Raw genomic sequence first — 14,346 nt, forward strand, 5'->3', positions numbered from 1 at the left:
GCCGTTGCTATGAGACAACTGGCGTGGTCTTTGCCAGCTGGCTCATGGCGTAAGGCAATCCCCCAGCGCCGAAGCGGATTTAAACTGTAAACACACACTTCATTCCAATCTCCTGCAAAGTCGTGCAACGAAACTACGCCAACTAAATTTGCACTTAGTAAAAAAGCAGCATGACATACATTCTCCAACAATAGCGAAGGCGCAACTGCGGGGTCGGCCGTTGCTATGAGACAACTGGCGTGGTCTTTGCCAGCTGGCTCATGGCGTAAGGCAATCCCCCAGCGCCGAAGCGGGTTTAAACTGAAAACACACACTTCATTCAAACTTCCTGCAAAGTCGTACACCGGAATCTTACTACTAAATCCACAACATACCAAAAGCTACATGTCCTGCATTCCACATACCCGCGAAGACGCAACTACGGAGCGGCTATGAGCGCGAAACCTGGTTCAATGATCATGACGGGATGCGGTATGATCATGCGGCCGAGTTGAATGATCACGTGGCCGATGTGTATGAGCGACTGAGGCTGGGCTATGAGCGCTTGAGCGGATACTATGATCATTCGCAAAGCTTCTTCTGGCAGGCAGCCGCGCTTTTCGCCGGCTGGCTCATGGCGTAAGGCAATCCCCCAGCGCCAAAGCGGGTTTAAACTGCAAACCCCCACACTTCATTCAAAATTCCTGCATAGTCGAGCGACGGAACGGACATCAACTAAATCCGAATACACGCTTAGAAACCTCACTCCTGAATCAACTCATAAAGCTCAGTAAACTGCTTCTTGTTTAAGATCTGGGGCACCGGGTACAGCGGGTTCGCTTCTGCATCCGCCCGCCCGACCATCAGCGGGATATCCTCCGGTTTAATCCTGCTCACCTTCTCGGGAATACCCATCGCACGATTCAAAGCGCGGATCTCCTCAATGAACTTCTCCGCTTTCATCTGCTTCGTATCGCCAGGCGCGGCAATCCCGATTACATCTGCAAGCTCAGACAGCGGCTCGTACACATGCTTGCCGTAATACGCCAGTACATGCGGCATAATAATGGCATTCGCGAGGCCGTGCGGCACATTGTAGAATCCGCCGAGGGTGTGCGCGATGGCATGCACATTGCCGACAAATGCCCGAGTGAACGCCTTGCCGCCCAAATAAGCGGCCTGCAGCATATTGGTCCGTGCTGCCAGGTTCTCCCCGTTGGAGTATGCTTCGTATACATTGCCGAAAACCAGCCTGACAACTTCCCGGCTCCACTGCTTCGTCTCTTTCGTATTGCTTCTGCCGATGTACGCTTCCACAGCATGCGTCAACGCATCCAACCCCGTTGCTGCCGTAATAGAAGGCGGCAGTTTCATCGTCAGCAGAGGATCCAGAACAGCGTATTGCGGAAGCAATGCCGGATCCATAATGGCGTACTTTTCATTCGTATCGGGATTCGTCACGACGGCCGCAAGTGTCGCCTCGCTGCCCGTGCCTGAAGTGGTGGGCACTGCGAATAAAGGCGGAATTGCCTTGCGCACGCGTAACGAGCCTTTCAGCTGTGCGATGCTTTTTGAGGGTCTCGCAATTCTGGCGCCGACCGCTTTTGCGCAGTCGATAGGCGAGCCGCCGCCGAACGCGATGAGCGCCTCGCAGCGATTCGCCGCATACAGTGCGCGGGCTTCTTCGATATTCGCGATTGTCGGATTCGGCACGGTGCGGTCGAAAACTAAGTATTTAATTCCCAATAAATCAAGTCCAGTGAGCAGACCATCCATCAAATGAAGCTTTGCAATGTCCTGGTCCGTGACGATCAGCACACTGCTGATTCCGAGCTTCTTTATTTTCTCCGGCAGCTGCTCTAGACTTCCCGGTCCCTGCAGCAGTTCAGGTTCACGCCATGGCAGGAAACCGAGTGCGGTCTTGAAAACTTGTTGATAAGTGCGCGCGTAGATTGGATTCATTCTGATCAGCTCCTATTCTGTGTCTAACTATTTCTTCTTATAGTATCAGAATATTTGCTATACTGTTATTATATAAATGTGCACAAATAATTTTAAAGTATAGAAAAGTATACTTATTAGTATCAAAAGCTATTGATTATCGCCTGATAACCACGCAGAATTACAGGTAATAAATGATTCCAATCTTTCGGCAGGGGTAAATATCCCCTGCTCGCATTTTATATTTGCTTAAATAAATTTTCAAAAATAGTTGACTGAATGCTCATTCATAATTTACACTGTACATATGTTAAACTACTCGTAAGCGCTTTATCGTGATTATACTGGCGTGAAAACAGAGGAAGGGGAGAATAAGATGAATGTGTTACTCATCGCAAACTGGATATTATTTCTGGCGGTTACCGTTTACGGATTCGGACTGTTTCTATATCTGCTGAAAACGCGCTATCAATTTATCCGCCTGGGGAGAAAAGAAGAGTTCGATAATAATGTCAAAGAACGTCTTCGAAAGATTTGGGTGTATGTATTTGGACAGAAGAAACTGTTAAAAGATAAAAAGAGCGGGGCAATCCACGTACTATTTTTCTACGGATTCCTGCTCGTTCAATTTGGGGCAATTGATTTAATATGGAAAGGGTTAAAACCTGGATCACATTTACCGTTAGGACCGTTGTATCCAGCGTTTACATTCTTCCAGGAAATTGTTGTATTTCTCATTCTAGTAGCAGTCGTGTGGGCATTCTACCGTCGCTACGTTGAAAAACTTGTCCGTTTGAAGCGCGGCTGGAAATCAGGATTAGTCCTTATTTTCATCGGTACGCTTATGGTATCGACACTTGTTGCAAACGGCGCAAATATGATTTGGCATAAAGAAGGAACGACTTGGACAGAACCGATGGCCTCGCTCATCGCGATGGTATTCAGCGGAGTTCCTCAAGGCGTTGCGGCTGCCATATTCTTCATTGGCTGGTGGGTGCACTTGCTGACTTTGCTGACTTTCCTGGTCTATGTACCGCAGTCCAAGCACGCGCACTTGATCGCCGGACCTGTCAATACGTATTTCCACCGACTTGATCATGCAGGCCGTTTGAAGCCTATCGATTTTGAGGCGCTTGAAGAAGTGGAAGATGAAGAAGATATGCCGCCTCTGGGTGTAGGGAAGATTACGGATTTCACGCAAGCACAAATGATCGACTTCTACGCATGTGTGGAATGCGGACGCTGTACAAATATGTGTCCGGCAACTGGCACAGGGAAAATGTTGTCACCGATGGATTTGATTACAAAATTGCGTGATCATCTGACAAATACAGGTGCCGTCATGACAAAGCAAAAGCCTTGGGTGCCTCAGCTGATGTTCAACAATACGCAGGGCAATCAGCTGGCATTTGCTGCCGGAGCGGAAGGCGTTTCGATTGATGAGCTGTATAATCCTTCATTGATTGGCGATGTCATCACAGAAGAAGAAATCTGGGCATGTACGACTTGCCGTAACTGTGAAGATCAGTGTCCGGTAATGAATGAGCACGTGGATAAGATTATTGACCTTCGCCGTTACTTAGTCATGACAGAAGGTAAAATGGATGCAGATGCTCAGCGCGCGATGACAAATATTGAACGTCAGGGTAATCCATGGGGCTTGAATCGTAAAGAGAAAGAAAACTGGAGAGATGCACGTCCAGACTTGCACATCCCGACAGTCAAAGAAGCGAAGAAAGCAAAAGAAGACTTCGAATACTTGCTGTGGGTCGGTTCGATGGGTGCATTCGACAACCGTTCGCAGAAGATCGCCCTTTCATTTGCACATCTATTGAATGAAGCCGGCGTAAGCTTCGCGATTCTCGGTAATAAAGAGAAGAACTCCGGAGATACACCGCGACGTCTAGGCAATGAATTCTTATTCCAGGAACTGGCTACTGCGAATATTGCAGAGTTTGAAAAAGCGGACGTTTCGAAAATTGTCACGATCGATCCGCACGCATATAATATTTTCAAGAATGAATATCCGGACTTTGGCTTTAAAGCGATTGTGAAACACCATACAGAATTGCTGTATGACTTGGTAATGGCAGGCAAGCTGGTACCTAAGCACGCAATCAATGAAACTATTACCTTCCATGATTCCTGTTACTTGGGCCGCTATAACGATGTCTACGATCAGCCGCGTGAAATCCTGAAAGCAATACCAGGCGTAGAGCTAGTCGAAATGAAACGTAACCGCCAGGACGGCATGTGCTGTGGAGCGGGCGGCGGTATGATGTGGATGGAGGAAGATACTGGCCAGCGCGTCAACGTAGCACGTACAGAACAGGCAATGGAAGTCAGCCCCGGAATTATTTCATCCGGCTGTCCGTACTGCTTAACGATGCTGTCTGACGGAACAAAGGCGATTGAAGTCGAAGAGCAGGTCGGCACATACGATATCGCGGAATTGCTCGAGCGTTCGATCTTCGGCGAGGAACAGCTTGCTCCGCAGCCTGAAGAAGAAATTGTTGAAGAAGCTGCAGAAATTGCAGTGGAAAAAGCTCCTGTTGAGGCTGTCATAGAAGAAGCAGTTGTAGAAGAGACTCCGGTTGAAGTGTCGGTTGTGGAAGAATCTGCAGAAGTAGTAGTTGAAGAACCGCTGGTCGAATCCTTGGAAGTGAAAATCGAGGAACCGGCAGATGAGCCGACTGAAACCTCGGCTGAGGGATCTGCCGAAACTCCGACGAAAGAACCGGTTGCCGAATCTGAATTGGCTGCAACCGAGGAAAACGCGGATGAAACACCGAATAACACGGATGGAAAGCAGAATTAAATTATTGCGAATTGTATGGTGGTAACGTACAATTAGAGTATCTAAAACGCTAACAATATGTTAAGTGGATAAATTAGAGGGTCTTTGTGCCCTCTAGTTTATTACTCATCAGTCGAGCGAGCGTTCAGTCAGTAAAAATAGGAGGGAATGGAATGACAAGAACAGTTATTTTACAAGGGGCAAGAACACCATTTGGTAAATTAGGGGGCGCATTATCCTCGCAGAAAGCCAGTGACCTGGGGGGCACGGCGATCAAGGCGGCACTCGAGCGTTCAGGCGTTCAAGGAGAGCAAGTAGATGAAGTAATCATGGGTACCGTTTTACAGGCGGGACAGGGGCAAATCCCATCAAGACAGGCAGCAACAAAAGGCGGCATCCCTTATAGTGTGAAAACAGAAACCGTCAATAAAGTATGCGCTTCCGGCATGCGCAGTATCACACTTGGCGATCAGCTGATCCGATTAGGTGAAGAGAACATCATCGTAGCAGGTGGTATGGAATCAATGTCCAATGCACCTTATTATTTACCGGGCGCACGCTCAGGATTAAAGATGGGCGACACGACACTTATCGACGGCATGATTTACGACGGCCTGACCTGTGCGTTTTCACCAAATCATGTTCACATGGGCACATATGGCAACAGCACAGCCAATGAGTTTTCATTGAGCCGTGAAACGCAGGATGAATGGGCATTACGAAGCCATGACCGTGCTCTTGCAGCAATGGATAGCGGTTTATTCGCGGAAGAAATCGTTTCTGTCAGCATTCCGCAGCGTAAAGGCGAGGCACTGGTCGTTTCTGAAGACGAAGCACCAAGACGCGGCAGTTCTTTGGAATCGCTTTCAAAATTACGTCCGGCTTTTGATAAAGACGGCACGATCACTGCCGGCAACGCGCCGGGTGTCAATGACGGAGCTTGCGCGGTTGTACTGATGAACGAAGGCGAAGCGAAGAAGCAGGGCAAAGAACCGCTTGCTGTCATCCTGGGTCACGCAGAAGTTGCGATTGAACCGGAAAGATTTCCGGAGACACCGGGACACGTCATCAAAGCATTACTTGAGAAGACAGGTAAATCACTGGATGAAATCGATTTATTTGAAATCAATGAAGCATTCGCAGTCGTGGCACTCGCCAGCTCGCAAATCGCCGGTCTTGACGAAGAAAAAGTGAACGTCAACGGCGGGGCAGTCGCACTCGGACATCCGATTGGCGCAAGCGGGGCGCGTGTAGTCCTGACACTTGCCAATGAACTGAAACGGCGCGGCGGCGGAATCGGCATCGCGGCCATTTGTTCAGGCGGCGGGCAGGGTGACGCCATTATGATTGAAGTACCTAAAAACTAATGAACGGGGAGGCAGACCAGATGGCAATTGAGCATGTATTTATCATAGGCGCAGGACAGATGGGCGGCGGGATCGCTCAAGTCTGCGCTCAGGCAGGCTACCAAGTAACGCTCCACGAAATAAAAGAAGAAGCATATAACCGCGGCTTTGCTGTCATTACGAAAAACCTGTCACGCAATGTGGAGAAGGGGCGGATGACGGAAGAAGAAAAGCAGGAAGTTCTCGGCCGGTTTACACAGTCACTCGATCTGCAAAATGCCAAACACGCGGATCTCGTCATTGAAGCGGCTGTTGAAAATATGGAAGTGAAAACATCTATTTTCGCACAGCTCGATGAAATCACACCGGAGCATACAATTTTGGCGACGAATACGTCATCACTGCCGATCACAGAAATCGGCGCCGCGACAAAACGGCCTGAAAAAGTCATCGGCATGCATTTCATGAATCCCGTTCCTGTCATGCAGCTGGTGGAAATCATCCGCGGACTTGCGACAGACGACACAGTCTATGAAGCAGTCGAAGAAATGACACGCAGGCTCGGCAAAACACCGGTCGAAGTGAATGACTATCCGGGATTTGTCGCGAACCGTGTTTTAATGCCGATGATCAATGAAGCGATTTTTACGCTGTATGAAGGCGTGGCAACAAAAGAAGCGATCGACGATGTGATGAAGATGGGGATGAATCACCCGATGGGGCCGCTGCAATTGGCTGATTTCATTGGGCTCGATACATGCCTTTATATTATGGAGACACTATATGAAGGATTCGGGGATTCAAAATACCGTCCTTGTCCGCTGCTGCGCAAGTATGTCAAAGCAGGATGGCTCGGCAAAAAGACGGACAGAGGTTTCTATACGTACTGAATAATTGAATAAGCCGAAAGCGTGAGGTGAAGAAGATGGATTACAACTTATCAGAAGAACAACAAATGATGCGCCAGATGGTCCGTGATTTCGCGAACAAGGAAATTGAACCGTGGATACCGCGGATGGAAGCAGGAGAGTTTCCGCGTGAACTGCTTGGAAGAATGGGGGAACTCGGTCTGATGGGTATCACGGCTCCTGAACAATATGGGGGCTCCGAAATGGATTTCCTGTCATATATTATCGCCATTCACGAATTATCTAAAGTAAGCGCGGTCATGGGCGTTGTGCTGTCAGTCCATACTTCAGTGGGAATGAATCCCATCCTTTACTTCGGCAGTGAAGAACAGAAAAACCGCTACTTGCCAAAAATGGCTTCCGGGGAATTTTTAGGAGCTTTCTGTCTGACGGAAGCTTCATCAGGTTCGGACGCAGGCTCATTGAAAACCCGGGCTAAGCGGGTAGATGATCATTATGTGATTAACGGCTCTAAAATATTTATCACAAACGGCGGAGAAGCCGATGTCTATATCGTGTTCGCGAATACGGCACCTGAAAAAGGCACATACGGCATCACCGCTTTCATCGTCGACCGGGATACCCCGGGTCTTTCAATCGGCAAGGATGAAAGAAAAATGGGTTTGCACGGTTCACGGACTGTAGCGCTCAGCTTCGACAACATGAAAGTGCCCGTCGAAAACCGCTTAGGCGAAGAAGGCGGCGGCTTCAAAATTGCCATGGCAAATCTCGATGTCGGCAGGATCGGCATCGCAGCCCAGGCGCTCGGAATTGCCGAAGCCTCACTCGAAGCGGCAACTGCCTATGCACAACAGCGCGAACAATTCGGCAAACCAATTGCTGCCAATCAAGGCGTGGGATTCAAACTGGCAGACATGGCAACCGCCACAGAAGCCGCACGACTGCTCGTCTATAGAGCAGCCTGGCTGAGAGCGCAAGACAAACCATGCGGCAAAGAAGCCTCCATGGCCAAACTATTCGCCTCCCAGGCAGCTGTCGACAACTCCATCGAAGCAGTCCAGATTTTCGGAGGCTATGGTTACACCGAAGACTACCCCGTAGAACGCTACTTCCGGGATGCCAAAGTATGCCAAATCTACGAAGGCACCAGTGAAATCCAGCGCGTCGTCATCGCTAAGCACCTCACCAGCTGACTTTGGATCGGCCGATTGGTTCGCTGGCAGCGTAGATTGGTTCACTGAAACACTGTTTTGGCGCGCGGTCGGCACTTATTGGTGCGGCACCACAACCGTTTGGCTCGGTTAAGAGCGAGATTGGTTCGCCCGGCCGGCCGATTGGTTCGTAACCACAAGAGATACGCACGTTCTGGGGTGAACAGCGTACTTTTGCTCACTAACTGATTACAACATAACTTTCAACAGCAATGTATCACACATACTTGTAGGGAATTGATGCGGAAGACGGGCGACTCCGGGAGGATCAGCCCGATAGGATGAGACAACTAAAGGGAGCGAAGCGAGAGAAGAATGGCAGAAGGAACCCTGTATTGCCTTAATTTCTGCAAAGAGCGCAGAAATACGGCAAAGCGAACCCTTCGCTGTTCGCTTGGCTCACCGAGGGCCCTCCGGAAAGCGTCCCGTCTGCAGCGAGAGCCGTAACGTAGAACGGCTTTTGCGAGTAAAAGCGAAGCGTTAGGAGCACATCTTTGCTCTAATTCCCAAACTGCAAGCCTATATCGGCAATACTAGATAAAAAAATTTAAACAACCACAAAGGACGGGAGAAAACTATGGACTTTAAACTATCAGAAGAGCATGAAATGATCAGAAAAATGGTACGGGACTTTGCAGAAAAGGAAGTCGCACCATCAGCAGCGCAGCGCGACGAAGATGAAACATTCGACATGAACATCTTCAACAAAATGGCGGAACTCGGCCTCACAGGCATTCCGTGGCCTGAAGAATACGGCGGCATCGGCAGCGATTACCTGGCCTACGTCATCGCAGTAGAAGAACTCTCCAGAGTCTGTGCATCTACAGGCGTCGTACTTTCCGCGCACACATCACTCGCGGGATGGCCTTTATTCAAATACGGCAACGAAGAACAAAAACAAAAATACCTGCGCCCACTTGCAGAAGGCAAGAAAGTTGGCGCATACTGTTTAACAGAAGCAAGTTCAGGATCTGACGCAGGCGGAATGAAAACTTCAGCGAAAAAAGACGGCGACGACTATGTGCTGAACGGCTCGAAAATTTTCATTACCAACGGCGGAATTGCTGATACATACATCGTATTTGCGGTAACCGATCCTGAATCAAAACACAAAGGAACGAGCGCATTCATCGTAGAAAGCACATTTGACGGTTTCTCTGTAGGGAAGAAAGAGAAGAAAATGGGGATCCGTTCTTCACCTACCACAGAAGTCGTTTTGGATAACTGCCGTGTTCCGAAAGAAAATTTGCTCGGCGAAGAGGGCGAGGGCTTCATCATCGCGATGAAGACACTGGACGGCGGACGCAATGGAATCGCAGCGCAGGCAGTCGGCATCGCACAGGGCGCTTTGGACGCAGCTGTTAATTACTCGAAAGAACGCGTGCAATTCGGCAAGCCGATCGTTGCCAATCAAGGCATCAGCTTCAAACTGGCGGATATGGCGACGTCAATCGAAGCATCCCGCCTGCTGACCTATCAGGCAGCCTGGCTCGAATCAAACGACCTGCCGTACGGTAAAGCGTCTGCCATGGCGAAACTGATGGCCGGCGATACCGCAATGAAAGTAACTACAGAAGCGGTTCAGGTATTCGGCGGCTACGGTTATACAAAAGATTATCCGGTGGAACGCTATATGCGTGACGCAAAAATTACGCAAATTTACGAAGGAACACAAGAAGTACAGCGCCTCGTTATCTCTCGTATGCTCACAAAATAACAGAGGGAGGGAACTCTATGCCAAAACATGAAGTGAAATCTACCGTGAAAGACGAAGACTTGATCCAGAAACGGCGTGAACAAATCAGCCGCGGGGCCGTGAAGCTGTTTATCGCGAAAGGGTTCCATCGGACGACAACGCGTGAAATTGCCAAGGAGGCAGGTTTCAGCATCGGCACGCTTTACGAGTATATCCGTACGAAAGAAGATGTTCTTTATCTTGTCTGCGATCATATTTATCATGAGGTAAAAGTTCGTCTTTCTGAACTGGACACCAATGATAACACGGTGGAAGGACTGCGTGTGGCGATTGCAAAGTACTACGAGGTGATTGATCATATGTCTGATGAGTTCCTGGTCATGTACCAGGAATCCAAATCGCTGCCCGGTGAAGCGCTGCGCTATGTGCTGACAAAAGAGCTGGAAATGGTCGAGCTGTTTGAAACGATCGTACGGCGCTGCATGGAAGCGGGCAATCTGCGGATCCGTCCCAATGAAGTGGCGCTTGCGGCGCATCATATTCTAGTACAGGGACAGATGTGGTCGTTCCGCAGATGGGCGTTGCGCAAAAGTTATTCATTGGAGCAGTACATTCAGATACAGACGGATCAGATTATTCAAGGTCTGGCAAAATAAACAAGTGACTTCGCCGGGGCAGTTTGCTGCGGCGTGTGTCTCTTTGTATGGAAAGGCGGAATTTAAATGGCAACTGAGGAAATTTACAAGCCGAAGCACCATATCCGTTTCGTGACGGCTTCCAGCTTATTCGACGGGCATGACGCTTCGATCAATATTATGCGCAGAATCTTACAGTCAACAGGGGCAGAGGTCATTCATCTCGGGCATAACCGCTCTGTTGAGGAAGTTGTAAACGCTGCCATTCAGGAAGACGTCCAGGGCATCGCGATCTCGTCCTATCAAGGCGGTCATGTAGAATATTTCAAATACATGTATGATCTGCTGAAAGAAAGAGGCGCTTCACATATTAAAATCTTCGGCGGTGGCGGAGGTGTCATTATCCCGAAGGAAATCAAAGAGCTGCATGAATACGGCATTCAATGGATTTTCTCTCCGGAAGACGGACGGAAAATGGGCCTGCAGGGAATGATCAACCGCATCATGGAGCTGTCCGACTTCTCCACTGCTGTCGAAAATGAAGAGGCCAATCTTGAACAGCTGACGGCCGAAACGCCGGGCGTACTGGCTAATTTGATTACCTATGTGGAAGAAAAGCATCTGAAAAAAGATCAGGCAGCTGAAGAATTGCTGGAGCACGCACGAAAACTTTCCAAGAAGACCCCGGTACTCGGCATCACGGGTACAGGCGGCGCGGGGAAAAGTTCTCTGACGGATGAATTAATTCGTCGTTTTCTGCAGGAGTTTCCTGACAAGCGCGTTGCCATCTTGTCCATCGATCCGACGAAACAAAAAACTGGCGGAGCATTGCTCGGTGACAGAATCCGGATGAATGCCATCTTCAATAACCGTGTCTATATGCGCAGTCTGGCTACACGCGGCTCCCGTTCTGAGCTGACGACTGCCATTCATGACGTCCTCGACGTTACGAAAGCCGCAGGATACGACTTGATTATTGTCGAGACGAGCGGAATCGGGCAGGGCGACGCGCAGATCACCGATATATCCGACGTTTCAATGTATGTCATGACGAGTGAATTCGGTGCGCCTACACAGCTCGAAAAAATTGATATGATCGATTTCGCAGATTTAATTGTCATCAATAAATTTGAACGCAAAGGTTCGGAAGATGCGCTCAATCAGGTCCGCAAACAGTATCAGCGCAGTCACATGCGTTTCGAAGATGAACTCGACCAGATGCCGGTTTACGGAACTATCGCCAGCCAGTTCAATGATAAAGGAACGAATACGCTGTTCGCTGCATTGATCGATCAGCTGAATACTTCATGCGGATTGGACTGGTCGACGGATTATGCTGATTCTGTTACGAAACAGGTGCAGACCGTCATCATTCCGCCTGACCGCAGTCATTATCTGCGTGAAATTGCCTCGACTGTCCGCAGCTACCACGCGAAATCGAAGCAGCAGGAAGAATTGGCGCGGCGTCTTTTCCAGCTCGAAGGAGCGATAGAAGCCGTTCGGGAAGCGGATTCTAATGAAGCATTACTAGATTCATTAACGAGTTTGAAAGAGGGCGTGGAAGAACAGTTGTCAGGTGAATCAAAACGCACACTGGAAAACTGGGAGACTTTGAAAGAATCGTATAAGCAAGATGAATATGTGGTGAAAATCCGCGACAAAGAAATCCGTACGGCACTTAACACGGTGAGTCTGTCAGGATTGAAGGTCCCGAAAGTCGTCTTGCCGCAATATAAAGATTACGGAGAAATTCTGCGCTGGGTGTACAGCGAGAATGTTCCCGGCTCATTCCCGTACACAGGCGGCGTCTTTCCGTTTAAACGTGAAGGGGAAGATCCGAAGCGCCAGTTCGCAGGAGAGGGAACGCCGGAACGCACAAACCGCAGATTCCACTATGTATCAAAAGACGACGATGCGAAACGTCTGTCCACCGCTTTCGATTCGGTCACGTTATATGGAGAAGATCCTGACGAGAGACCGGATATTTACGGTAAAGTCGGCGAGTCGGGGGTCAGCATCTGTACGCTTGAAGATATGAAAAAACTATATGCAGGCTTTGATCTTTGTGCACCGTCCACATCTGTTTCGATGACAATCAACGGCCCCGCGCCGATCATTCTGGCGATGTTCATGAATGCCGCCGTTGATCAGCAAGTCCGCAAAAAAGAAGAGGAGCTTGGCCGCACGCTTTCGGTTGAAGAGTTTACGGAAGTGCGCGAGCTGACATTCCAGACGGTCCGCGGAACGGTACAGGCAGACATTCTGAAGGAAGATCAGGGACAGAACACCTGCATTTTCTCGACAGAATTTGCGCTGCGTCTGATGGGCGATATTCAGCAGTATTTCATTGATAAAAAAGTGCGCAATTATTACTCCGTATCGATTTCAGGCTATCACATTGCGGAAGCGGGATCGAATCCGATTTCACAGCTTGCTTTCACATTGGCGAACGGCTTCACATATGTCGAGTATTACTTGAGCCGCGGAATGAATATTGACGATTTCGCACCGAATCTGTCATTCTTCTTCTCGAACGGTCTGGATCCCGAGTATACGGTGATCGGCCGTGTCGCGCGCAGAATCTGGGCGGTTGCGATGCGTGATAAATACGGCGCCAATGAACGCAGCCAGAAACTGAAGTATCATATCCAGACATCAGGCCGCAGCCTGCATGCGCAGGAAATTGACTTCAACGATATCCGCACGACACTGCAGGCACTGATGGCGCTGCAGGATAACTGTAACTCCCTGCACACGAACGCTTATGACGAAGCGATCACGACACCGACGGAAGAATCCGTGCGCCGCGCAATGGCGATCCAGATGATCATCACGAAGGAACATGGTCTGTCGAAAAATGAAAATCCGATGCAGGGGGCTTTCATTGTTGAAGAAATGACCAGCCTTGTGGAAGAGGCCGTGTTGCAGGAATTCGACCGGCTGAATGACCGCGGCGGAGTTCTCGGCTCAATGGAAACGCAGTATCAGCGCGGTAAAATTCAGGAAGAATCGATGTATTACGAAATGAAAAAGCACTCGGGCGAACTGCCGATCATCGGCGTCAATACGTATTTGAACCCGAATCCGCCGTCTGAAGAAGATATCGATAATATGGAAATTGCGCGGGCGACGAAAGAAGAGAAAGAAGTGCAAATACGGAACTTGCGCGCTTTCCAATCAAAATATGCCGATGAAGCGGAACAGGCATTGCAGAATCTTCAGCAAACAGCTGTATCAGGAGGCAATGTCTTTGCAGAACTAATGAAAACGGTACAGGTTGCGAGCCTTGGCCAGATTACAAATGCATTGTATGAAGTAGGCGGCCAGTATCGAAGAAATATGTAAAGCACTCTCAAAAGCTGCGTGAATTTGCGCAGCTTTTTTAAGATTTCATTTGCGGATGATCATGGGAGAGCGGCTGGTGATCATCGTCTGCGTTCAGGTGATCATGCGCAATGTTCAGGTGATCATAGTGCCCGCGCGGATGCTCATAGCGGCCGGCTGCGTGATCATGCGGCTTTCATTCGCGCTCATAGCACTCTGCAGGATTTTACATATGAAAAACAACAACTGCTCCATAGTGGATAAATTGCTAACTTTATCCGTATAATGTAAGGAACGAAGAGAAAGGGATGTGTTGAAGGTGAGATGGTATTATCATGCGGTTATAATTGTACTTCTGTTTCTTCTCACATTCATCTTTTACAGCAGCGGACTGGGGGTCATTCCCTTTGCCTTTGCGTCTATCTATCTGGGATGTCTGACAATTAATGAGTATAGAAACGTAAAGAGAAGCAAAAGAATGTAGCATATTGGAACCGAAACTGTATATAATGTAAACTATGCTTATGTGTTGAAGAAAGGACGTGCCA

General features: G+C 49.0%; 9 protein-coding genes. 7 read left to right on the top strand and 2 right to left on the bottom strand.

Annotated features, from left to right (window positions below; translation table 11 throughout):
* Window positions 1-418: 418 nt before the first annotated feature.
* Complete coding sequence (locus GDZ68_RS03060) at window positions 419-565, bottom strand: hypothetical protein (RefSeq protein ID WP_153720817.1); 147 nt, start codon at window positions 563-565, stop codon at window positions 419-421.
* Between the two features lie 176 nt (window positions 566-741).
* On the bottom strand, window positions 742-1,941 hold the full coding sequence (locus tag GDZ68_RS03065) for an iron-containing alcohol dehydrogenase (protein ID WP_153720818.1): 1,200 nt from the start codon (window positions 1,939-1,941) through the stop codon (window positions 742-744).
* A gap of 355 nt (window positions 1,942-2,296) precedes the next feature.
* On the opposite strand from GDZ68_RS03065, the gene GDZ68_RS03070 reads away from it, so the two are divergent.
* The 7 genes from GDZ68_RS03070 (at window position 2,297) to icmF (ending at window position 13,819) form a co-directional block, all read left to right on the top strand.
* Window positions 2,297-4,738, top strand: a complete 2,442-nt coding sequence (locus GDZ68_RS03070) for a (Fe-S)-binding protein (protein ID WP_228550986.1) — start codon at window positions 2,297-2,299, stop codon at window positions 4,736-4,738.
* Window positions 4,739-4,890: 152 nt separating this feature from the next.
* Window positions 4,891-6,084 carry an acetyl-CoA C-acetyltransferase gene (locus GDZ68_RS03075; RefSeq protein ID WP_153720819.1) on the top strand — a complete coding sequence of 398 codons (1,194 nt, stop codon included), beginning with the start codon at window positions 4,891-4,893 and terminating at the stop codon, window positions 6,082-6,084.
* Between the two features lie 20 nt (window positions 6,085-6,104).
* Window positions 6,105-6,953, top strand: coding sequence for a 3-hydroxybutyryl-CoA dehydrogenase (locus tag GDZ68_RS03080; RefSeq protein WP_153720820.1), 849 nt, complete (start codon window positions 6,105-6,107; stop codon window positions 6,951-6,953).
* A gap of 35 nt (window positions 6,954-6,988) precedes the next feature.
* The gene (locus GDZ68_RS03085; RefSeq protein WP_153720821.1) at window positions 6,989-8,125 is read left to right on the top strand and encodes an acyl-CoA dehydrogenase; all 1,137 of its coding nucleotides are present in this window, start codon (window positions 6,989-6,991) and stop codon (window positions 8,123-8,125) included.
* 595 nt (window positions 8,126-8,720) lie between these two features.
* On the top strand, window positions 8,721-9,860 hold the full coding sequence (locus GDZ68_RS03090; RefSeq protein WP_153720822.1) for an acyl-CoA dehydrogenase: 1,140 nt from the start codon (window positions 8,721-8,723) through the stop codon (window positions 9,858-9,860).
* A gap of 17 nt (window positions 9,861-9,877) precedes the next feature.
* Window positions 9,878-10,495: a TetR/AcrR family transcriptional regulator gene (locus GDZ68_RS03095; RefSeq protein WP_153720823.1), complete on the top strand. Its 618-nt coding sequence runs from the start codon at window positions 9,878-9,880 to the stop codon at window positions 10,493-10,495.
* 66 nt (window positions 10,496-10,561) lie between these two features.
* The gene (icmF, locus tag GDZ68_RS03100) at window positions 10,562-13,819 is read left to right on the top strand and encodes a fused isobutyryl-CoA mutase/GTPase IcmF (RefSeq protein WP_153720824.1); all 3,258 of its coding nucleotides are present in this window, start codon (window positions 10,562-10,564) and stop codon (window positions 13,817-13,819) included.
* Window positions 13,820-14,346: the final 527 nt, after the last annotated feature.

Origin of the sequence: Sporosarcina cascadiensis (assembly GCF_009650995.1) — a bacterium.
GTDB classification, from domain to species: domain Bacteria; phylum Bacillota; class Bacilli; order Bacillales_A; family Planococcaceae; genus Sporosarcina; species Sporosarcina cascadiensis.